The 22,150-nt window shown below is 47.7% G+C and carries 23 protein-coding genes; 13 read left to right on the top strand and 10 right to left on the bottom strand.

What is annotated here, in order from left to right; translation table 11 throughout:
* Nucleotides 1-284: 284 nt before the first annotated feature.
* The 7 genes from ffh to rplS all read left to right on the top strand — a co-directional run bounded on the left by ffh (nt 285) and on the right by rplS (nt 5,463).
* Nucleotides 285-1,823: a signal recognition particle protein gene (ffh, locus tag P6574_RS19865; RefSeq protein WP_310621937.1), complete on the top strand. Its 1,539-nt coding sequence runs from the start codon at nt 285-287 to the stop codon at nt 1,821-1,823.
* A 1-nt stretch (nt 1,824) separates the two neighbouring features.
* On the top strand, nt 1,825-2,142 hold the full coding sequence (locus tag P6574_RS19860) for a chorismate mutase (protein ID WP_310621936.1): 318 nt from the start codon (nt 1,825-1,827) through the stop codon (nt 2,140-2,142).
* 17 nt (nt 2,143-2,159) lie between these two features.
* Nucleotides 2,160-2,546, top strand: a complete 387-nt coding sequence (gene rpsP / locus P6574_RS19855) for a 30S ribosomal protein S16 (RefSeq protein ID WP_310621935.1) — start codon at nt 2,160-2,162, stop codon at nt 2,544-2,546.
* A 127-nt stretch (nt 2,547-2,673) separates the two neighbouring features.
* Complete coding sequence (gene rimM / locus P6574_RS19850) at nt 2,674-3,231, top strand: ribosome maturation factor RimM (protein ID WP_310621934.1); 558 nt, start codon at nt 2,674-2,676, stop codon at nt 3,229-3,231.
* 272 nt (nt 3,232-3,503) lie between these two features.
* Nucleotides 3,504-3,998: a DMT family transporter gene (locus tag P6574_RS19845; RefSeq protein ID WP_310621933.1), complete on the top strand. Its 495-nt coding sequence runs from the start codon at nt 3,504-3,506 to the stop codon at nt 3,996-3,998.
* Nucleotides 3,999-4,090: 92 nt separating this feature from the next.
* The gene (gene trmD, locus P6574_RS19840) at nt 4,091-4,795 is read left to right on the top strand and encodes a tRNA (guanosine(37)-N1)-methyltransferase TrmD (RefSeq protein ID WP_310621932.1); all 705 of its coding nucleotides are present in this window, start codon (nt 4,091-4,093) and stop codon (nt 4,793-4,795) included.
* A gap of 206 nt (nt 4,796-5,001) precedes the next feature.
* Nucleotides 5,002-5,463, top strand: coding sequence for a 50S ribosomal protein L19 (rplS, locus tag P6574_RS19835; protein WP_310621931.1), 462 nt, complete (start codon nt 5,002-5,004; stop codon nt 5,461-5,463).
* Between the two features lie 101 nt (nt 5,464-5,564).
* Here rplS and P6574_RS19830 read toward each other — a convergent pair whose 3' ends face one another.
* Nucleotides 5,565-6,821: an ImmA/IrrE family metallo-endopeptidase gene (locus tag P6574_RS19830; protein WP_310621930.1), complete on the bottom strand. Its 1,257-nt coding sequence runs from the start codon at nt 6,819-6,821 to the stop codon at nt 5,565-5,567.
* 349 nt (nt 6,822-7,170) lie between these two features.
* Between P6574_RS19830 and P6574_RS19825 the strand changes: the two genes are divergently transcribed.
* The 4 genes from P6574_RS19825 (at nt 7,171) to P6574_RS19810 (ending at nt 11,396) form a co-directional block, all read left to right on the top strand.
* A complete protein-coding gene (locus P6574_RS19825) occupies nt 7,171-7,446 on the top strand; it encodes a hypothetical protein (RefSeq protein WP_310621929.1) in 276 nt (91 codons plus the stop codon).
* 61 nt (nt 7,447-7,507) lie between these two features.
* Nucleotides 7,508-8,914 carry a 3-isopropylmalate dehydratase large subunit gene (leuC, locus tag P6574_RS19820; RefSeq protein WP_310621928.1) on the top strand — a complete coding sequence of 469 codons (1,407 nt, stop codon included), beginning with the start codon at nt 7,508-7,510 and terminating at the stop codon, nt 8,912-8,914.
* Between the two features lie 255 nt (nt 8,915-9,169).
* Nucleotides 9,170-9,727, top strand: a complete 558-nt coding sequence (locus tag P6574_RS19815; protein WP_310621927.1) for an HNH endonuclease — start codon at nt 9,170-9,172, stop codon at nt 9,725-9,727.
* 130 nt (nt 9,728-9,857) lie between these two features.
* Nucleotides 9,858-11,396, top strand: coding sequence for a pilus assembly protein (locus P6574_RS19810; protein ID WP_310621926.1), 1,539 nt, complete (start codon nt 9,858-9,860; stop codon nt 11,394-11,396).
* Between the two features lie 56 nt (nt 11,397-11,452).
* Here P6574_RS19810 and acs read toward each other — a convergent pair whose 3' ends face one another.
* Together acs and P6574_RS19800 are read right to left on the bottom strand one after the other, a co-directional pair.
* Nucleotides 11,453-13,390: an acetate--CoA ligase gene (gene acs / locus P6574_RS19805; RefSeq protein ID WP_310621925.1), complete on the bottom strand. Its 1,938-nt coding sequence runs from the start codon at nt 13,388-13,390 to the stop codon at nt 11,453-11,455.
* 160 nt (nt 13,391-13,550) lie between these two features.
* Entirely contained in the window at nt 13,551-13,958 is a 408-nt protein-coding gene (locus P6574_RS19800) for a lysozyme inhibitor LprI family protein (RefSeq protein ID WP_310621924.1), read from the bottom strand.
* 371 nt (nt 13,959-14,329) lie between these two features.
* On the opposite strand from P6574_RS19800, the gene P6574_RS19795 reads away from it, so the two are divergent.
* Together P6574_RS19795 and P6574_RS19790 are read left to right on the top strand one after the other, a co-directional pair.
* On the top strand, nt 14,330-15,538 hold the full coding sequence (locus P6574_RS19795; protein WP_310621923.1) for a D-alanyl-D-alanine carboxypeptidase family protein: 1,209 nt from the start codon (nt 14,330-14,332) through the stop codon (nt 15,536-15,538).
* 146 nt (nt 15,539-15,684) lie between these two features.
* Entirely contained in the window at nt 15,685-16,785 is a 1,101-nt protein-coding gene (locus P6574_RS19790) for a CobW family GTP-binding protein (protein WP_310621922.1), read from the top strand.
* Between the two features lie 103 nt (nt 16,786-16,888).
* Here P6574_RS19790 and P6574_RS19785 read toward each other — a convergent pair whose 3' ends face one another.
* From P6574_RS19785 to P6574_RS19755, 7 genes are all read right to left on the bottom strand, one after another.
* Nucleotides 16,889-17,770: a 3-hydroxybutyryl-CoA dehydrogenase gene (locus P6574_RS19785; protein ID WP_310621921.1), complete on the bottom strand. Its 882-nt coding sequence runs from the start codon at nt 17,768-17,770 to the stop codon at nt 16,889-16,891.
* Nucleotides 17,771-17,918: 148 nt separating this feature from the next.
* A complete protein-coding gene (locus P6574_RS19780) occupies nt 17,919-18,848 on the bottom strand; it encodes an electron transfer flavoprotein subunit alpha/FixB family protein (RefSeq protein ID WP_310621920.1) in 930 nt (309 codons plus the stop codon).
* A 23-nt stretch (nt 18,849-18,871) separates the two neighbouring features.
* Nucleotides 18,872-19,621: an electron transfer flavoprotein subunit beta/FixA family protein gene (locus P6574_RS19775; RefSeq protein WP_310621919.1), complete on the bottom strand. Its 750-nt coding sequence runs from the start codon at nt 19,619-19,621 to the stop codon at nt 18,872-18,874.
* Nucleotides 19,622-19,896: 275 nt separating this feature from the next.
* Complete coding sequence (locus P6574_RS19770; protein ID WP_310621918.1) at nt 19,897-20,472, bottom strand: cob(I)yrinic acid a,c-diamide adenosyltransferase; 576 nt, start codon at nt 20,470-20,472, stop codon at nt 19,897-19,899.
* A 19-nt stretch (nt 20,473-20,491) separates the two neighbouring features.
* The gene (locus tag P6574_RS19765) at nt 20,492-20,689 is read right to left on the bottom strand and encodes a twin transmembrane helix small protein (RefSeq protein WP_310621917.1); all 198 of its coding nucleotides are present in this window, start codon (nt 20,687-20,689) and stop codon (nt 20,492-20,494) included.
* A gap of 34 nt (nt 20,690-20,723) precedes the next feature.
* Nucleotides 20,724-21,254 carry a TspO/MBR family protein gene (locus tag P6574_RS19760; protein WP_310621916.1) on the bottom strand — a complete coding sequence of 177 codons (531 nt, stop codon included), beginning with the start codon at nt 21,252-21,254 and terminating at the stop codon, nt 20,724-20,726.
* Nucleotides 21,255-21,274: 20 nt separating this feature from the next.
* The gene (locus P6574_RS19755) at nt 21,275-22,135 is read right to left on the bottom strand and encodes an SDR family oxidoreductase (RefSeq protein WP_310621915.1); all 861 of its coding nucleotides are present in this window, start codon (nt 22,133-22,135) and stop codon (nt 21,275-21,277) included.
* Between the last annotated feature and the right edge of the window lie 15 nt (nt 22,136-22,150).

Raw genomic sequence — 22,150 nt, 5'->3', positions numbered from 1 at the left:
TTTATTGACTCAGGTGCCGTGAAGCTCTAAAAACAGGCGAAATTCTGAAAAGGTTTGTTTTTCGAGCCACTGACTGGGACCCGAGAAGGTATAAAGAGATCCCAGAGGTCAACATCCGACAGCGCGTTGCGCCCTCGGGTGCTTTTTTGCTATGTCCCTGCATTATTGCGCGGGACCCTAGTGGAAATCGGCGGTAACAGAACTTTCCTGATGCTGAGAGGCAAGGTTTGAAGTAGACTTTGCTCTCAACTGTTTCAGAAACACGAATTTGTAAAAGGAACGCTATGTTCGATAACCTGTCAGATCGCCTCGGCGGCATTCTCGATAAGCTCACCAAACGTGGTGCTCTTTCAGAAGCCGATGTTAATGAAGCGCTGCGCGAAGTTCGCCGCGCGCTCATTGAGGCTGATGTGGCATTGCCTATCGTGCGTTCCTTTACCGATAAGGTGAAAAACCGCGCTGTTGGCGCTGAGGTTGTTAAATCTATCAAGCCGGGCCAGATGGTGGTCAAAATCGTTCACGATCAACTCGTGGAGATGCTTGGAACTGAAGACAACCTGATCGACCTGAACGCACCTGCCCCTGTCTGTATCATGATGGTTGGTTTGCAAGGTGCTGGTAAAACAACAGCTTCCGGCAAAATTGCTCTGCGTCTCACACGCCGCGACAAGCGCAAAGTGTTGATGGCGTCTCTGGATACACGCCGTCCGGCAGCTCAAGAACAGCTGCGTGTTCTGGGTGAACAGAACGACGTTGATACCCTGCCGATCGTTGACGGTCAGATGCCTGTCGATATTGCCAACCGTGCAATGACAGCGGCCAAGCTTGGCGGTTACGATGTTGTTATCCTTGATACAGCGGGACGTACCCACATTGATGAGCCTCTCATGGTTGAGATGGCGGACATCAAAAAGGCGACCAACCCCCATGAGATCTTGCTTGTTGCCGATGCCCTGACCGGTCAAGACGCTGTTAATCTGGCAAAGAACTTCGATGAGCGCGTCGGGATTACCGGCATTATGCTGACCCGTATGGATGGTGATGGCCGTGGTGGTGCTGCTCTTTCCATGCGTGCGGTCACAGGCAAGCCGATCAAGCTCATTGGTACCGGTGAAAAAGCTGAAGAACTAGAAGATTTCTACCCTAAACGTATTGCCGACCGTATCTTGGGTATGGGCGATATCGTTTCCCTCGTGGAAAAAGCTGCCGAGGCAATTGATGCGGAAAAAGCCGCAGAGATGGCCAGAAAGATGCAGAAAGGTCACTTTGACCTGAATGATCTGAAAGACCAGCTTGGCCAGATGGAAAAAATGGGTGGCATGTCCGGTATGATGGGCATGATGCCCGGTATTGGCAAAATGAAAAAGCAGATTGAAGCTGCGAACATTGATGAGAAAATGTTCAAGCGTCAGGTTGCGATCATTGAATCCATGACCAAGCAGGAACGTTCTAAACCCGAACTGTTGAAGGCCAGCCGTAAAAAGCGTGTTGCCGCCGGTTCAGGTGTTTCCGTTGCTGATGTGAACAAGCTGCTTAAAATGCACCGCCAGATGGCCGACATGATGAAGGCCATGAGCAAAGGCAAGGGCAAAGGTATGCTGGGCAAGATGATGGGTGCCATGGGCGGCGGAATGCCGGGCATGGGCGGCATGCCTGGAATGGGCGGTATGCCCGACATCGACCCCAAAGCCCTTGAACAGATGGCAAAAGCTGGACAAATGCCAGGCGGCATGGAACTTCCTAAAGGTCTTCCGGGTATCGGCGGTCCTAAACTTCCCGGCCTAGGTGGCGGCCTGCCAGGTCTTGGCAAGGGGAAAAAATAATATGAGTGGCTCTGACAAGTCCGTACAGGCTCAGGCACTGCTTGGCTCCCTGCGCTCCAGTATCGACAATATTGATGCAGCGCTGGTTCACATGCTGGCCGAACGTTTTCGTTGTACGCAGGCTGTTGGCGAGTTGAAGGCAACCCATGACCTTCCCCCGGCAGACCTTGAGAGAGAAAAAAGACAAATTGAACGCCTCCGTCAGCTGGCGGCGGATTCGAACTTAGACCCTGACTTTGCTGAGAAATTTCTGAACTTCATTGTGAAGGAAGTTATTCGGCATCACGAAGCCATTGCCGCTGACCACAGCGCTAATTGAATTCTAGGAGAATAAACATGGCTACTAAAATCCGTCTCGCACGCGGTGGCGCAAAAAAGCGTCCATTCTACCGTATCGTAATTGCTGACGTTCGCTCCCCACGTGACGGTCGTTTCCTTGAAATCGTTGGTCGCTACAACCCAATGCTGCCAAAAGGCGACGAAAAGCGCGTTGAACTGGACGAAGAGCGCATCAAGCACTGGCTCTCCAACGGCGCACAGCCAACAGACCGTGTTCACCGCTTCCTCGACGAAGCTGGTCTCTTGAAGCGTGAAGCACGCAACAACCCGAACAAAGCGAAACTCGGCAAGAAAGCTCAAGAGCGTCTTGACGAAAAGCTGGCTGCTGAAGAAGAAGCAAAAGCTGCTGCTGCCGCTGCTGCTGAAGAAGCTGCTGCTGAATAATTTTTGCCGTGTATCACCTGAAAGTGCCTACGCGTTTTCAGGTTAGGGTACACGCAGAATTACAGTTTAAAGCGGTGAAGTATTTTGCTGCTTTAAACTGGTTTCCAGTCTGTGAAAGGGCTATTAAATGTCAGCTAAATCAGATGAACTCATCTTGATGGCACAGGTTGGAGCTGCCCACGGTATTCGTGGTGAGGTGCGGGTGAAACCCTTTGGCGATGATCCGCTCTCATTTGCTGATTATGGCAAGCTGGAAACAGCCGATGGCCAGCAAAAATTCAAGGTAAAGCGCGCCCGTGTGCAAAAGACCGTGGTTGTTACCAAGTTCGAAGGCATTAACGATCGCAACGCGGCCGAAGCTCTGAACGGCACCAAGCTTTACATCGCCCGCCATAAACTTCCCGAAACAGAAGACGAAGACGAGTTCTACCACTCAGACCTCATCGGCCTCTCCGTTATTGACGGAGCAGGGGAACCTTTAGGCAAAGTGGTCTCGCTGGAAAACTTCGGCGCTGGCGAACTGCTGGAAGTAAAGCCACAAAGCGGCGGAACAGTCTATTTCCCGTTTACCAAGGCAGTGGTTCCGGCTATCGATCTGGAAGCTGGCAAAGTGACCGTCATCCCACCGGAAGGCTTTTTTGCAGCAGGTGAAAAAGAGCCTGAAACCGGCGGTGAAGACGGGTAAGCTGTCTGCTTACTTTTAATCTCCAATAGATAACAATAGAATCTAAAAACTATCCCGCTCACCCTTCGCCTGAGTATAGCATTTGCATGTTATATTTTGGAAAACTTGTCACGGGATCAGGAGATCTGACTGGATTTCTTAGTTACATGAGACTTCTGGACGATGGATCTCCTGCTGATACTGCTTTATGGGAAGAGTGGTTATCGGCCCTGCAAAAGCAACAGAGGCATAGCAATTTTATTGGGTTTTTGCTTGCTTGATCGAGGAATGGTATGAATATTGGTTATCTATTTCTAGCTGTCATTGCTGGCTTTGCTCTTCCTCTGCAAGGTGCTCTTGGTGGAAAATTGGGTGCTCTCCTTGAAAACCCTATGCATTCGACGTTTATTTCATACCTAGGCGGGCTGATTAGCTGTTTTGTGGTCATTCTGGTGCTTCGTATGCCTGCGCCCTCTCTAAAGTCTTTAGCGGTAGTAGACTGGTATCTCTTTCTTCCCGGAGTGCTTGGAGCTATTTTTGTAAGCGCGATGATGTTTTTGATGCCTAAAATCGGGATCGCCAATGTCTTGATCGCTGCAATAGTGGGACAGACAATAATGTCCATCGCGCTGGATCATTTTGGCGCATTCGGAAATCCTGAAATAAGAGTATCAGGGATCAGAGTTCTTGGAGCTCTTCTTTTAATGGCGGGGTTGTTCTGTATTCAGTATTCGTCAGCACCCGCAAACGAGCAGAGTTTTCCTGAAGCTTCTGAAACAGCCGCCTAGTTTTAACAAATACTGAGCGTTTGGGGTTCCTGTTTGCGGCTTGATCTAGTAATTGCAGGGCCAATGAATTCTTTAACCTCACGACGAGACCTATGACCTTTAGAGCCAGCATCCTCACTCTTTATCCTGAAATGTTTCCTGCAAATCTGGGCCTGAGCCTTTCGGGGAAAGCGCTGGAGCGGGGGGACTGGACGCTGAACGCCCACAACATCCGCGATTACGCCACCGACAAGCACCGCTCGGTTGATGATACGCCTTCAGGCGGCGGGGCAGGGATGGTGCTCAAGCCGGATATCCTTGCAAAGGCCATTGATGATGTGACGGAGGAAAATGATCCCCGTCCAAGGTTTCTTATGAGCCCACGCGGCAAGCCGTTAACGCAGGAAATGGCGCGGGATCTGGCCGAGGGGCCGGGGGCGATTATCGTGTGTGGCCGCTTTGAGGGCGTGGACCAGCGGGTGATTGAAGCGCGGAACCTGCAAGAGGTCTCCATCGGCGATTACATTCTCTCAGGCGGTGAAATGGCCGCCACCATCCTTCTGGATGCGGTTGTGCGCCTGCTTCCCGGTGTTATGGGCAACAAGGAAAGCGGTGACAGCGAGAGCTTTGAAAACGGTCTGCTGGAGCATCCCCACTACACACGCCCCGTTGAATTCGAGGGCCGACCGATTCCCGATATCCTCACAGGCGGGAATCACAAGTTGATCGATAAATGGCGTCTGGAGCAATCACAGGAGCTGACAAAACAGCGCCGTCCGGACCTCTGGAAAGCTTATTTAGACGGTAAAAAGGGCTAGACAGTCCCTGCGGTATTTTTCCGGTGACAAACGGGCAAAAACCGTTTATTACCGCGCCAACCGGAGTCTGGAACACTTGCTGCAATCTTAATGATTTGAAGCTGTTCCACTCTTACTTCCCGGTCTTGAGAAGGTTTGGTGTATACGTCCCTACAGCTGGACTGTTTGCGGACGCTCTGACCAATTGCAGAAAATGGATTACTGCTATGAATATTATTGAGCAGCTCGATGCTGAAGAAATGGCTCGCATCGAAGAGAACCGCAAGCTTCCTGAATTCTCCCCTGGTGACACTGTTCGTGTTTTGGTTCGCGTAACCGAAGGCACACGTACACGTGTACAGGCTTATGAAGGCGTTTGTATTGCTCGCTCCGGCGGTGGCATCAACGAAAGCTTCACTGTTCGTAAGATTTCTTACGGTGAAGGCGTTGAGCGTGTATTCCCGATCTTCAGCCCAATGGTTGAAGGCGTGGAAGTTATTCGTCGCGGCCGTGTACGTCGTGCGAAACTGTACTACCTGCGTGAGCGTCGCGGTAAGTCTGCACGTATCGTTGAAGCAACTAACGCACGTGCAAAGCGTCTTAACGAAAAAGCTCGTGAAGCTGCTGCTGCTGTTAAAGCTGCAAAAGAAGCTGAAAAAGCCGCTGCAAAAGAAGCCGCTGCTGAATAAGCTAAGTTTCTGTACTTTCAGTACAAAAGAACCTGCTGCCTTTCACAGGCAGCAGGTTTTTTATTGTGTTAGGCGCTTAAGGCCATTGCAAACTTAAATTTTTACAGCTTGGCTAATGAGAATGCTCTCTGATCATTAAGTAGTCCCATCTTCTTGAGCTTAATTTCAATCGCTTGCTCAGAAACCTTAAAATGCAATTTTAACTGCGTTAGAAAAAGTTTGTAGATTGTATAATTGCAAGGTTGATCATCAACATAGATGTAACCGTGGCCTCTGTTTTTGATATCTAGACCTGCCCTATATTCTTCAATTTTTCTCAGGAAGCTCTTTTCGGGAAGGAGTAGGCACGAAGCGAAAGTATTGGCTTGATACTCAAGGCGCTCATAATGAAATTCGTTTTCTCTATCACTATCTAATAAAAGATCATTCTCTATATGGGTTTCAGAGCGTAAGTAGCGATCATGTTGCATATAAAAATGCCCGATTTCATGCGCGATGGTGAATCTTTTTCGTTCCTTATTTTTATGAAAATTAATCTTAATAGTTTTCTGATCGAAGTTTGCTGATCCTAATATTGGATTACCGTAATTGTTGGTTATTTTTTCTTTAGAGCACTGAAGATCAATATTAAGTGTAGCGCAGATTTTTTTTAGATCAACGTCACCATCAAAATAATCAATTACTTCCAGAAGATATTGAGCTGACGTATTTAAATCATCAAAAGAGACATATGGGATATTTATCCGCTTGCTCTCAAGCCCGTCGTCTATGGGCTTATTTGAAATAATAGCTCCCAAAAAATGATTGAGTGAACCAAAAAAACTTCCGCCATAATATGCTGAAAATTTTAAGGGGTTGGGTTGGTTCACGTTGCTAAAGATTTGTGACCCTACATAACCACGTTCTAAACATGTGTTACCTGTGCGATCAGAGACGACTTCAAAGCCATGTTCATCATATTTGACAATTCCAATACGGCTATTTCTTACGACGTGCTCAGCCCCGGATTGCAGTCGAGTTGATACAACAAAAACACCTTTGACTGCGTGCTTGAATATTCGCTCTAACTTATGTGAAAAATCATTAACTTCGATTTCGGGAATACTGTTTCCATAATTTTTACATTCAAAAACCACGTATATTTGTGGTGAAGTTCTTCCTTTGGCATAAATCTCGAGAACAACATCAAATTCAACTTCGCCTCCGCGAAAATTACAGAGGTACTTTTTCTTTTTATGAATCTTACAAAGTTCACCAGGATATGCTCCATAGACTAAATCCCCTCGATCTTGTTGGTCTCGGAGGTATTTATAGAACTTGTTTTCGAGTTCATTTCCCTTTGCTACAGTACTCGTCATTCAATATAATTACTCTATGCCTATTTAATGTAACTCCATGTAACGACTATCCTCCACTTTTTAGCTCATGCGTATCCGCGAAAACTTCCCACCTGTCTTTGGTAGATACTTCTCATAGAATCTTATCCCCCTCTGCCTCACCTCCTCTACACTTGCTTCGTGCCCATGAAAGCGGGCCTTCGGTGGACCGTCCGCCGGGGCGTTATGGGCCGGGTTGGGCTAACGGGGAGAGGTAACGTATCTTTCCGGATGGTTCGTGCATGCGGGTTCTTACCGGAGCGAGGCCACAGGTCTCCTTTAAGACATGCATATCCTTGGGTGGCGTACAGTGGTGACAGGAAACTGTCTTATGGCGCCTATCCGGGGCAATGTGCCTGCGCTGCAAAAAAAGACCCGGGCAAGGCGACAGGCCAAAGCCGAAGAAACATTTTATGAATTACTGCGCAGGCTTGGGCCTGTTTGCCTTGCCACTCCCGTTCCTCGGGGTCTTGATTTCCAATCTGCCCGGGAAGCCGTGTGGTGCTGCTTTGCAGTGCGTGCCCAAAACCTTACGAAATCGGCAGGTTGCGATTACTACCACTTTAACGTTGAGAGAAATTCAATTTTTGACACGTTGCTATTTTAGGCCCATTCAGACAAAACATAGGGAGTGTTCGCACGCTTTGAACGTTTCAGGAGAATGAGTTATGCCGCAGGCAAAGACCCTCTATGACAAGATTTGGGATCATCATGTTGTAAGTACGCAGGATGATGGTACCTGCCTACTATACATTGATCGCCATCTCGTTCATGAGGTGACGAGTCCGCAGGCATTTGAAGGCTTGCGCATGGCAGGCCGCAAGGTGCGCCACCCGAAAAGAACGCTGGCTGTGGTGGACCATAACGTTCCAACAACAGACCGTTCCAAAGGGATTGACGACCCTGAAAGCGCCTTGCAGGTGAATACGCTTGCAAAGAACGCTGCCGAGTTCGGCGTTGAATATTATTCTGAAATGGACAAGCGTCAGGGCGTTGTGCATATCGTTGGCCCAGAGCAGGGCTTCACGCTGCCGGGTATGACCATTGTGTGCGGCGATAGCCACACCTCTACTCACGGCGCATTCGGCTCGCTCGCCCATGGCATCGGAACGTCGGAAGTTGAGCATGTGCTTGCTTCCCAAACCTTGATCCAGCAAAAAGCAAAGAACCTGCGTGTTCTTGTGAAAGGCAAAGCGCCTGTCGGCGTCACCGCCAAAGATATCGTTCTGGCGATCATTGGTGAGCTGGGCACTGCTGGCGGCACCGGATATGTGATTGAATATGCAGGTGAGGCGATTACGGACCTGTCTATGGAAGGTCGTATGACCGTGTGCAACATGTCCATTGAGGCTGGCGCGCGTGCTGGTCTTATCGCGCCAGATGAAAAAACATATGCCTACCTGAAAGGCCGTCCAAAAGCGCCGAAGGACGAGCAGTGGGATCAGGCCGTTGAGTACTGGTCCAGCCTGTTCACCGATGAAGAAGCGGCTTTTGACCATGAAATCGTTATTGAAGCGGCATCTTTGAAGCCCAACGTCACATGGGGCTCTTCCCCGGAAGATGTTATTTCGATTGATGGGATCGTTCCTGACCCAAGCAAGATTGCAGATGAAAACCGCCGTCACTCAAAAGAACGTGCGTTGGAATACATGGGGCTGGAAGCTGGCACCAAGGTGACAGACATTGCCATCGACCGCGTGTTTATCGGCTCCTGTACAAACGGACGTATTGAAGACCTGCGCGAAGCTGCAAGCGTTGCCAAAGGTAAACATGTGGCAAGCTCTGTCAATGCCATGGTGGTTCCCGGTTCCGGCCTTGTGAAGGCACAGGCAGAAGCGGAAGGTCTGGACGAGATTTTCAAGGCCGCTGGCTTTGAGTGGCGTGAGCCTGGTTGTTCCATGTGTCTGGCCATGAACGCGGATAAGCTGAAGCCGGGTGAGCGTTGCGCCTCCACATCAAACCGCAACTTCGAAGGCCGTCAGGGCTTCAAGGGCAGAACCCATCTCGTTTCCCCGGGCATGGCCGCCGCCGCTGCAATTGCAGGCCGGTTTGTGGATGTGAGAGAGTTCCAGTAAAAGCGAAATAAATCCCTATTGGATATCGGGCATTCTTTTTGAGTGCCCGTTTTTATTTGTAGTGCTCCTATGAATAGTCTTTTTCATTTCATGGGCTTAAGAGTTTTGAACTCGGATTTTACAATAAACAAAAAGTAATTATTAATCTTCACTCTTCACAACAGTGTCATTTAATGCCTACACTATCTTAAGTGCCCAAGACTTTTCCAGCGCAGAAGTGCAAGTGATTTCTGCAATGAAATCAAGGAGTAGGCTGTGACTATTTCGGTATCCTCGGGCTCCAATCCTGCATTGGTCCTAAATGCGGATTACCGGCCCTTATCCTATTACCCCTTGTCACTGTGGTCGTGGCAAGAGACTGTTAAAGCTGTTTTTCTGGAACGGGTGAATATCGTATCTGAATACGAGGCTTGTGTGCGCAGCCCAAGCTTTACCCTTCGCCTGCCAAGTGTTGTGGCCCTGAAATATTTCGTGCCCACCAACAGGCATCCGGCATTTACCCGCTTTAATGTTTTCCTGCGCGATAAATTCGAATGCCAATACTGTGGTTCAAGGAATGATTTGACGTTTGACCACCTCATTCCCCGCTCCAAAGGCGGGCAGACCACATGGCAAAACGTGATTACAGCTTGTTCGCCTTGTAACTTGAGAAAGTCAAACCGCTTGTGGCAAGAAATGCAAATGAGGCCACGGCAGATGCCCTACCTGCCAAAAGTAACTGATCTGCACCGAAACGGACGCCAGTTCCCGCCCAACTACCTGCACGAAAGCTGGATGGACTTTCTTTACTGGGATACGGAGCTGGAGCCGTAATAGGGCGTTAAGGCATCATTAACCTTAATCCCCTTGAAGCAAATATACCCTAAGCTTCTCCGGTGGAATCATACAATCTATGATATATTTAAGTAAATTTTACTAAATTTATCACAGGTTGAGGTAAGGAATGCGCAGTCCGAAATCGACCCTAATCAAAAGATTTCTAAAGTCCAACGACGGAGCCATTGCTGTAATTACCGGCTTAATGATGGTCGTTCTTATTATCATGGCCGGTGCAGCGATAGATCTGGCCCGAACCATCAAAACCAAACAAACAATCAGCAATGCGATCGACAATGCGGTTTTGGCGGTGGCGTATAAAGCGACGACAGTTGAGTTGAAAGAAGGGGAAGCCGAGACAGAATTTGAGCAATTCTTCCTCGCAAACATCAATAGAAAAGCCCTGAATTCCGCAAATGGTGACAATGGAAGCAGTGGGCTTTATCGGGATATCAAACTGGCGAGCCCTAGTCTCAGCTTTTCAGATGACAAAGACAAAATCAATGTATCGGTGACGGCGCAGGTTCCAACTTTCTTTCTAAAGCTTCTTCCATTACTTGGAGGCAGCTCCCTAGAAACCCTAAGCGTCACGTCAAGTGCTCAGGCAACGTTGCCTACGAAAAAAGTAGAGATTGCACTGGTTTTGGATACAACTTATTCGATGAATGATCCTGCGGATCTCACTCAATCAAAAATAGCAGCGCTTCGCTCTGCAGCAGAAGATCTTGTAAAGACAGTAATGCCACCGGATGACAATTCGGCTGATAGCAAAGTACGGGTATCTGTCATACCTTACAGTTCTGGTGTTAATCTTGGTAGCAATGCAGCGATTGTATCGCGGGGAACATCAAACAAAGGCTGTGTTACAGAACGGGTCGGAGATAGTCAGTATACAGATGATTACTATGATGCTGACTCCGCTAGTTTTTCTAGTTATTATGGTGGTGGAAGTGGAGATGACAACGGGATTTATGGTATCAATTGCCCTAATGCTGAACTTCTTCCCCTAACAACAAAACGTAGTGATGTTACTAGTAAAATTAGTACATTAGCTCCAATGGGCGGAACTGCTGGCCAAAGTGGTTTGTCATGGGGCTGGAATTCAATCTCACCTGACTGGGGAACTTTTTTAGGGTCAAGCACCGCTGCGAGTTCATATACATCAGAAGATACCTTGAAGTTCATAGTCTTTATGACTGACGGTGTATTTAACCAAGTCTTTAGAAAAGAAGACAAAATCAAAAAAGATTATAGGCCGTATGAATGTTTTGATACAGAGCCGTCAAATAATTGGAATAGTTTTTATGAGGAAGAGTGTAAAAAGGATGCAGTAGACTTGGCAAATAATACAGTAGAAAATTTATGTAAAAATATAAAAGCAAAAGATATTAAAATTTATTCTATTTACTTTGATAAATGTGAGAAAGTTGAGGTTGAAAAGGAAGACGGTAGCAAGAATGGTAAACGAAATGGAAGAGGAAAGGGAGGCGGTAAAGGCGGAGACGACAAAGAGTATGTATGTACCTATAAGAATCAAAATACGGAAACCATAAAAAAATGTGCCTCATCTCCTGCAGACTTTTATAATGCAGAAGGTGCTGCTGGCCTTAATCAAGCCTTTTCAAAAATAGCAAACGACATCCAAAGCATATTCCTTTCCAAGTAACTCGGGACCCATGAGGGGACTTATGCCCCCTCAAAGCTTATCTGCTACTCTTAGGCTCACCGGTTTTGCCGGTTGTCAATCAACTCGCCAACCACTGTGGGGTCGGCAAGGGTTGAGGTGTCTCCTAAGTTTTCAAAGGAGTCCTCGGCAATCTTGCGCAGGATGCGGCGCATAATTTTGCCGGAGCGGGTTTTTGGCAGGCCCGGAGAGAACTGGATCAAATCGGGCGAGGCGATAGGACCGATTTCCGAGCGGACATGTTTCACAAGGGCTAGTCTTAGCTCCTCCGTTGGCTCTTCGCCCTCCATAAGGGTCACATAGGCATAAATTCCCTGTCCCTTCAGGTCATGGGGGTAGCCCACCACAGCGGCTTCGGAGACCTTGTCATGGGCTACAAGGGCGCTTTCCACCTCGGCGGTGCCCATACGGTGACCGGAGACGTTGATCACATCGTCCACGCGGCCTGTGATCCAGTAATAACCGTCCTCGTCCCGCCGGCAGCCATCTCCGGTGAAGTAGAGCCCCTTGTAGGAGGAAAAGTAAGTCTGCACAAAGCGTTCATGATCCCCGTAAACAGAGCGCATTTGTCCCGGCCAGCTGTCGGTGATCACCAGATTGCCTTCACAGGCGCCCTCCAGAAAGTTGCCAGCGCCATCAACAATGGCGGGCTGAACGCCAAAGAAGGGCCGTGTGGCAGAGCCGGGTTTCAAATCCGTCGCGCCGGGCAGGGGAGAAATGAGGATGCCGCCGGTTTCCGTCTGCCACCATGTGTCCACAATAGGACAGCGCCCTTCGCCAACCACATTGTAATACCACATCCAGGCTTCCGGATTGATAGGCTCGCCCACAGAGCCCAAAATACGCAGGGAGTCACGGGAGGTTTGCTTTACCAGATCATCGCCCGCCCCCATGAGGGCACGAATAGCAGTTGGAGCAGTGTAGAAGATATTGACCTTGTGCTTGTCACATACTTCCCAGAGTCTTGCGGAAGTGGGGTAGTTTGGCACGCCTTCAAACATCAAGGTTGTGGCACCGTTGGCCAGTGGCCCATAAACAATATAGCTGTGGCCCGTCACCCAGCCCACATCGGCGGTGCACCAGTAAACCTCACCGGGTTTATAGTCGAAGACATACTGATGGGTCATGGATGCATACACCAGATACCCGCCACTGGTGTGCAGCACACCCTTCGGCTGTCCAGTGGAGCCGGAAGTGTAGAGAATAAACAGCGGATCTTCCGCATTCATTTCAGCAGGTGGGCAATCTGCCGAGGCCTTCTCAACTTCTTCGTGATACCAGACATCACGGCCATCAACCATGTTAACAGGCTCGCCAGTGCGCTGGACCACAAAAACCTTGTCAACACCGCCGCACTTTTCAATTGCGGCATCTGTGTTGGCTTTGAGAGGGACCTTACGCCCGCCGCGTATCCCTTCGTCAGCAGTAATCACAAAACGGGATTGGCACCCCTCAATACGCCCCGCGAGGCTTTCGGGGGAAAACCCACCAAATACGATGGAGTGAATAGCCCCAATTCTGGCACATGCCAGCATGGCATAGGCAGCCTCGGGTATCATCGGCATATAGATGGTGACACGCTCTCCCTTGGTGACACCGTTTGCCAAAAGCGCATTTGCAAAGCGGTTTACGGCAATGCCCAGCTCTTTATAGGTGATAGTTTTATGCTCGGAAGGGTCATCTCCTTCCCAGATAATCGCAGCCTGATCGCCGCGCTCGCTCAAATGCCTGTCAATGCAGTTGGCCGCCACATTCAAGGTGCCATCCTCAAACCATTTGATAGACACATTATGGGGATCATAACTGGTGTTTTTCACCCGAGTGTAAGGCTTGATCCAATCAATGCGCTGGCCATGCTCCCCCCAAAACTCTTCGGGGTCAGAAACCGATTTTTGATAGAGCTCCAAGTATTTCTCGTTATCGAGCAAAGCATTATCAGCAATATTTTCAGGAACTGGAAAAACTTCTCCTGCCATTATTATCCTCCCTTAAAGGTGTGCTAGAGCTTTACAGCACATTTCCTCTCCAAGGGTATTATGGGCATGCTTTTTGAATGAGGTCTAGCGTCCACCTCTCAAACTTTGGTTGTTCCACCATAGTTCAATTGGTCTGGAACAGGTGCAGCTTGAAAGAGGGTCACTTTGAATAAAGTTTGGAAAGGCTTTTCGTTCTCTCTAATGTTAACCGGATAAGGCATTCTGCAGTCTCGGGTTTCTTTATGACTGCGTTGGTCCCAATCTCACCATATGATTTGCAAGTCTTGTTACGGTGAAGTATCCAGGCCTGTTGAGAGTCCTCAAGCGCTGAAAACGCGTCATTCGTGCCGTTGGTTTCATCAATTAATTTTACTCGCGCAGCTGCTTTTTCATAGGAGTTGGACAAGTCCACAGTGGTAATGAGGTAGTTTCTATTGAAACAGGCCAGTACTTCATTTTCTGATGTTTTTTGCTGGCAATCATCAAGAACGATATTGTGTGTTTCCTCTCCAAAAGAGGCCATCACCAAGGAGATATAAAAAAGAATACTCAAGGGTAGGAAACGCATTCAGTTCACCTGTATTTTACGTTGTAGGGCCTTCGGGCCAATTCGAATACTGATTATGCTCAAAGTTCTCGAATCTGACGTTAATCGGGTAAGATGGGCTTTCGCACTTCTGAGCGTCCTTAAATCCTTAAGAAGCCACTGTATAAAAACTTATGGAAAGCCGTATAATTGTGAGGGACGTTGCGTATCAAAGTCATGATTGTCCATCATGATAAGCTTGTAACTCGAAAGTCGTTTGAGATTTTGATATTGGGCGCCTCTGTCTAGAAATGTCATTTTTTAAATATTGTGTAAGAGGGGACTGATATTTTTATTCACTCTGGACCATCAAATTATAGATCAAATTGGCTATACCCGTGATTTTTGGATTTATGAAAAAATTTAGGACCATTGTTTTGGCTGCTCTGCTGGCTTTGGCTACCGGAGCTCTTCCTGCAAATGCTGATGTGGCGGCATGGATCGTTGTGGACGCGAAGGATGGAACAGTTCTTGAACAGCATGAGGCTTTTCAAAAATGGTATCCAGCCTCTCTCACTAAAATGATGACAGCCTATGTGGTCTTTAGCCAAATTGGGCAGAGCCAGCTTACGCTGCAAAGCCCGGTCCGGATTTCACAGCGGGCTCTTAACCAGCCTCCCAGCAAAATGGGTTTCAAGGTTGGTACACTTATGACCCTTGATAGCGCTTTGAATATGCTGCTTGTAAAGTCTGCAAATGATATTGCAGTGGCGATTAGCGAAGCTGCTGGTGGGAGTGAACAAGAGTTTGTTCGCATGATGAACAAAACCGCCAGAAAAATGGGTTTAACACATACACAGTTTGTGAACCCCCACGGTTTGCCTGACAATAGGCAGGTATCGTCAGCTAGAGATCTTGCTATTCTTGCACGGGCTTTGTGGACCGAATTCCCGCAACACCGAAACTATATGAAACAAGCGGGTATTCGTTTCGGTAAGCGCACAATGAGGTCTGGGAACAAGGATTACCTTCTGCGTGTGGAAGGCGCCAATGGACTGAAAACAGGGTACATATGTAACTCCGGTTACAATGTGGCAACGTCGGCAACTCGTCGTGGCAGAACCTTGATAGCCGTTGTATTAGGCGCGGCCTCAGGCCTTGAAAGAGCGGCATTTGCAAAAAAACTCATTGATAACGGGTTTAAAAACAGCACTGGCCCGTCACTTTATCACTTAGCCCCTCAAAAAGTTAAAAGTCCGCCAGCAGATCAATACTGTAAACGGAATGAGAAGCCGACAGCTCAAGAGCTTGTCGATAGATTTGGTACAAAACGAGCAGAGCTGCCTACGCTCTCCTATGCAAACTCAGAGCTTCCACGTTCCGAAGGGATAAAGGTTGTCAGTGCAAACAACAAAGTAAACTGGTCGCGGGTCTATGAGGAAATTCTGGGCCCTCAGATAAAGTCCTACGCGCCTATAAAAGTCAGTGTGGGTGTGGCAGGCATCAAAGAACATAAGGGTGTGCCTTTGGCCGAGAATATACCACTGCCAACAGCAAAGCCGGTTGCCCGTAAATCTCTTCATAACGCTGTAATTCCCAAGAATGCACCCGGAAATGGATGAAGGAAATAGACACCACAAAAACCAGAGGGAAGCACAGGCAAAAACTACTGCATATTGCGCAGGAGGAAATAAGCTATAATAAGGATGAAAAGGTATAATCGTGAGCAACTTCGAAAATGCAAAAGACGCCTAAACCCCCCATCCCATTGACCATTATTACGGGCTTCCTTGGTTCGGGAAAAACAACGCTCCTAAATAGTGTTCTAAAAGAGCCTGCTTTGGAAGATACTGCTGTTATCATCAATGAGTTTGGTGAAATTGGGCTGGATCATTTGCTCGTAGATACCATTGAAGACGGCATAATCGAGCTGTCTGCTGGCTGCCTGTGCTGTACCATTCGCGGAGATCTGATTAATACTCTGGAAGACATTCTCCGGCGTATAGACAACGGCCGTATTAAGCCAATCAATCGGGTTATTATTGAAACAACAGGGCTGGCCGATCCTGCCCCTGTCCTTCACAGCGTCATGCTGCACCCGTATCTGGTCATGCGTTTCAGGCTCGATGGAGTGGTCACACTTGTTGATGCTGTCAATGGTTTTCAGACAGTTCAAGAACATGAAGAATCAGTCAAACAAATCGCAGTGGCTGATCGAGTTGTTCTAACGAAAACGGATCTTCTGGACACCAAAGAGCGTCAAGATGCCTATGAAAGACTGCTAGTAGAGCTGAAAACCCTGAACCCGGCGGCAGAAGTTCTCAACTCGCAAAATGGTGAGGCAGCTGCCAAAGCCCTAATCAATTGCGGGCTTTATAATCCTGAAACAAAAATTCCAGATGTCCAACGCTGGCTGAAAGAAGAAGCTTTCAAAGAAGCGCACAGCCATGATCATTCTCACCACGAACACAATCCAAATAGGCACTCAGATGCCATACGAGCTTTCACCATTTCTACAAATCAAGCGGTCTCTGAAAGCGTCGTAGACATGTTTCTTGATTTGCTTCGCTCAACGCAAGGTGAGAAGCTTCTACGGGTGAAGGGGATCATCAAAGTTGAGAATGATCCGGAACGTCCACTTGTCATCCACGGTGTTCAACATGTGTTCCATCCACCTGTACGCTTGGATCAGTGGCCGGATGAGGATGAACGCACTCGGCTCGTGTTCATCACTAACGGGCTATCTGAGGGCTATGTGAAGCGTATGTTTGGTGCATTCACAGGGGGGCTTTCTTCAGATACGCCAGATAAAGAAGGCATAATGAATAACCCGCTTTCCATAGGCGGCTTCTCAGGATCGTTTAAATAGCATTGATGGAAAGGCAAAAATAAACCCGCCGGTATGGCGGGTTTAAGTCGGATGCGAACAATACAATTTACGCACATAGGATGTAAATCCTATTGAGCGAGTATTAGCGTGTAGGCTTTGGAATCTCTCCGCGGTAGTCATAGAAGCCGCGTTTTGTTTTGCGACCAAGCCATCCGGCTTCCACGTACTTCACAAGCAGCGGGCAGGGGCGGTACTTGGTATCCGCCAGACCTTCATAAAGCGTCTGCATAATGGAAAGGCATGTATCCAAACCAATGAAATCAGCGAGCTGCAAAGGACCCATTGGATGGTTGGCTCCAAGGCGCATAGCCGTATCAATAGCTTCAACCGAGCCAACGCCTTCATAAAGCGTATAGATAGCTTCATTGATCATTGGCAGTAGAATACGGTTCACCATAAATGCCGGGAAGTCTTCGGAAACAGCAACTGTTTTACCTAGTGACTTAACAAAGTTACGGCTGGTCTCGAATGTTTCATCACCCGTTGCAATACCGCGGACCAACTCAACCAAATCCATAACCGGCACGGGATTCATAAAATGAATTCCAATGAACTGCTCAGGGCGATCAGTTGTGGAGGCAAGGCGGGTAATTGATATGGAGGACGTATTGGTTCCCAGAATTGTTTCCGGCTTAAGAATCGGGCAAATGCTATTGAAAACTTTACGCTTGATCTGCTCGTTTTCGCTTACAGCCTCAATGACGAGATCTGTATCTGACAAGCAGTTCACATCATCAAATGTCTTGATCAGGTTAAATGCTTTATTTTCCTGTTCAGTCGTAATCAGGCCTTTGGAGGCCTGACGAGCCAGATTACTCTTAATGACATTCAGGGAGTTTTGAAGGTTTTCCGAGTTAATATCGTATAAAATAACATCGTAACCAGCCAAAGCACAGACATGGGCAATACCATTCCCCATTTGGCCAGCGCCAATAACACCAATATTTTTTAGTTCGACCACCATCGTCCGATCCGAGTTTTTACTGAAGCAAGCATAGATGCCTTGCAAGACAAATTGTTAGTTTTATACATTGCAAGTCTTGCACTAAACAGCAAGAACCCCGAAGCGAAATATTTCACTTCGGGGTTCTAATTTTAAACTTTACGTGGAATTAGAGTGTTTTTTCTAACTCAGGGAGAGCTTCAAAGAGATCAGCTACAAGGCCGTAATCAGCAACCTGGAAAATTGGTGCTTCTTCGTCCTTGTTGATAGCAACAATCACTTTTGAGTCTTTCATGCCTGCCAGATGCTGGATAGCACCGGAGATACCACAAGCGATGTAGAGATCTGGAGCTACAACTTTACCTGTCTGACCAACCTGCCAGTCATTAGGAGCGTAGCCGGCATCAACAGCAGCGCGAGATGCGCCGATAGCTGCACCAAGTTTGTCAGCCACAGGTGTGATGACTTTCTGGAACTGCTCTTCAGAACCAAGTGCACGGCCACCGGAGATAATGATTTTCGCAGAAGTCAGTTCTGGGCGGTCGGATTCAGCAATTTCTGCACCTACAAAGGTAGAGAGGTCAGAAGTTGGTGATACAGAAACAGTCTCGATGCTGGCAGAACCGTCGGTACCTGCTGCTGCAAAGGAAGCTGTACGAACTGTCAGAACCTTTTTAGCGTCGGTGGACTGTACAGTTTGAATAGCATTACCTGCATAGATAGGACGCTCAAATGTGTCAGCTGAAACAACAGCGATCACATCTGAAATCTGCATGACATCAAGCTTTGCCGCTACTCTTGGAAGAGTGTTCTTACCAGAGGTTGTAGCTGCCGCAATAATTGCATCATAGTCACTTGCAAGGCCCAGAATTAGCTCTGCAGTTGCTTCTGCCAGTTGGTGCTCATAGGCGGCGTTGTCAGCAACGATAACCTTGGAGACACCGGAAATTTTGGCAGCAGATTCAGCAACAGCGCCACAATCTTTACCCGCAACGAGAACATGGATGTCACCACCCATTGCAGCAGCAGCTGCTGCTGCTTTTAATGTTGCGTCATTCAGTTCTGTATTTGTGTGTTCAGCCACAAGAAGCGTGGTCATTTCAATACTCCTCTTGTCTGGCTTTAAAGGACACTTGCTTCGTTTTTAAGCTTGTCAACAAGCTCAGCAACGGAGGCAACTTTTACACCAGCCTGACGGCTAGCAGGTTCAGCGGTTTTAAGAACCTTGAGGCGCGGAGCCAAATCAACACCAAAATCTGCAGGTGTTTTTTCGTCGATCGGCTTCTTCTTTGCTTTCATGATGTTCGGCAAAGATGCGTAGCGAGGCTCATTAAGACGGAGATCGGTAGTCACAATTGCTGGTAGCTTCAGCTTTACGGTCTGTAGACCACCGTCGATTTCGCGAGTCACGTCAACTGTTTCATCTTCCAAGCTTACCTTGGAAGCGAAAGTACCTTGAGACCAGTCGAGGAGGGCTGCGAGCATCTGACCTGTTTGGTTACAGTCATCATCAATCGCCTGTTTACCAAGAATAACCAAGCCAGGTTCTTCGGCTTCAACAATACCTTTGAGAATCTTGGCAACTGCCAGAGGCTCAGCGGTTTCATCTGATTTAACGAGAATGCCGCGGTCAGCGCCCATTGCAAGGCCAGTACGGATTGTTTCTGTAGCTTGCTGAGGGCCAACGGATACAACGATGATTTCAGTCGCTTTTCCGGCCTCTTTCAAGCGCAGAGCTTCTTCTACCGCGATTTCATCAAACGGGTTCATGGACATTTTTACGTTAGCAAGTTCGACGCCAGAACCATCGGATTTGACGCGGACTTTTACGTTATAGTCAACGACCCTTTTTACGGGTACGATTATTTTCATTCTAACAAAACCTCCAAATGAAAAAGCTGGAACAGTTTTACTGCCTAGCCACCTCAGGTCGACTGCACATTGAGCAACGACTATGAGAGATCTTTTATGCGAAGCAATTTGCGGGTGACCGTAGCTAGCTGCCTATAAACTGTCAACGCAGGTACATTGTAAATTATGGCTGCAGTTCAACCAATGTATAATTCCTGTTGCGATACATGCGGGCATATGACGCGATTTCAACCCTTGGTGACAGGTTTTCAAACAAAAATTTAGAAACGGAGTTATTATCTATTGTGACCTGCCACCCATAAGACATCACTTTCCCCTTTGTCATTGGCATACCGTGATGCAACAAACAGTAGGTCTGATAGACGATTTAGATAAAGCAAGGCTTGATGATTAATTGATTCCTGTTCTTTAAGGGCACTAACGACCCTCTCAGCACGCCGTGTAACAGTTCTGGCATGGTGCAAATGTACTGCTAGTGGGGTCCCGCCTGGTAAAACGAAAGAGCGTAGGGTGGAAAGGTCTGCATTCATTTCATCGATTAGCTCTTCTAAGGATTCAACCTGTTTTTTTGTTATGCGTAAAGGCTCGTATCCCAAGTCTTCACCACTTTCCGGCGTTGCCAAATCGGCACCCAAATCAAACAGGTCATGCTGAAGCAAGGCCAAACGTTGTTCAAAGGCGGGGAGCTCTGTTTTGGCATGAAGACGAACAATCCCAATAATGGAGTTGACTTCATCAACAGTTCCATAGGCATCAATACGAAGGTCGTGTTTCACACGCCGCTCGCCACTTCCTAAAGCTGTTGTGCCATCATCCCCGGTGCGCGTGTAAATCTTATTTAAGATAACCATTGAAATTCACCTTTAGAGGCTAATTGTTGGTGCTAGCTAGGTAAACGCTAGCCATTACAAGCAAAATTACAACGAACTGAATTAGGATTCGCCAGCGCATGAGCTTTTGGGAGCGGTCTGTACTTCCGCCACGCATCATATTCCAAAGTCCTAGAGCAAGCACGAGGGCGAGCGCCAGCAGAGCTACTGGAATTAGGGTGGAGAGGACTCCGCTCATAGAAAACTCCTGATTAGATAGATTCTCTGAAGGCTTAGTTTAGATAGACAATTGCAGCATTCAAGGTGGCTGCGAAAAACAACCAGAAAAGATAGGGGAGTAAAAACCACGCGGCAATTGGTTGTCTTGCTCGAAAAACGATGAGGGTACACACAACAAAAAAGATAATGGAGATGAGTACGCCAAGAGCTGGAAGGGGAGCTTGTAATTTGAAAAAGACCCACGACCACACACCATTTAGGGCTAGCTGTATTAAGAAAAGGAATTGAGCAGAAAACTTTGAGGGCGCATTTGCTGAATTACTTTGCTGCGGCTGTTCGAATTCTTGAGCTAACCAGACAGAGAATGCCATCATGGTGTATAGAACGGTCCAAACAGGTGCAAACACCCAGTCAGGAGGAGAGAAGAAAGGCTTTGTTAATTGAGCATACCACGTTGGAATTGCTGGAGCCGTAACAATACCGCCAAAGCTGGCTATTGCGTAACACAGTAATGCCCAGCCAAAGAGCCTGCTCCAGACAGTCCTATTTTTCAATTTCTTCTTGTGGTGTTCGCTTAAGAGCACAAAGCTCTCCTTTCCTCTTGCTATTCTTCAGAGTCCGATGCTTTGAGCAGTACTCTGTCCAGAACAGCATAAGGCAATACCCGCCGCAAAGTTCCCATAAGGCTCGTTGGAACCGTGACATAATACCTTGGGCGCGCTTTATTGGCTTCAAGAGCATGAATTAGTTTTTGAACAACCGCGTCTGGCTCCAGTTTAAAGCGACTAGCTCCGCCTTTAGACATGTGTTTGAGGCGCTTGTCATAAATTTGCGCGAAGTGAGAAGCTTTCATGCGTTCTTCGCCAACATCCCGATAGAAAGCCGCTATAGCGTTTTGGGTAAATTGGGTCCTAATTGGACCGGGCTCAATCAGAGAGACTTGGATTCCTGATCCTGCGAGTTCAAGGCGAAGCGTGTCTGTATATCCCTCAAGAGCAAATTTAGAGGCATTGTAAGCCCCTCGATATTTCATTGCTACAAGACCGAGCACTGAAGAGCACTGTACAATGCGCCCATATTTTTGTTGCCTCATTACAGGAATTACCTGAGTCGTCAGATCGTGCCATCCAAAGAAGTTTGCTTCGAACTGCTCTCGTAGCGCATGAACTGGTAAATCTTCTATAGCTCCAGGTAGGCCATAGGCACCGTTATTAAAAAGAGCGTCCAACCGTCCATCTGCTTTAGATAGAATATGCGATAGAGCGTTCTTGATGGAATTGCTGTTCTGATAATCTAGTTTATATGCTTCAAAACCGTCTTCTCGTAACCGGTCAACATCCTTAGAGTTCCGACAAGTGGGAAAGACTTGCCAGTTGAGTTTTTTCAATATGTGAGCGGCATGAAGGCCAATACCACTGGAACACCCTGTTATAAGAATAGAACGGTCAGCCTTGGTTGCCTGCATGAGTAAACCTATACT

Origin of the sequence: Pseudovibrio sp. M1P-2-3, assembly GCF_031501865.1 — a bacterium.
In the GTDB taxonomy this organism is placed as follows: domain Bacteria; phylum Pseudomonadota; class Alphaproteobacteria; order Rhizobiales; family Stappiaceae; genus Pseudovibrio; species Pseudovibrio corallicola.
The sequence above is the reverse complement of the archived record's forward strand: the minus strand, read 5'-3'. Positions and strand labels throughout refer to the sequence as shown.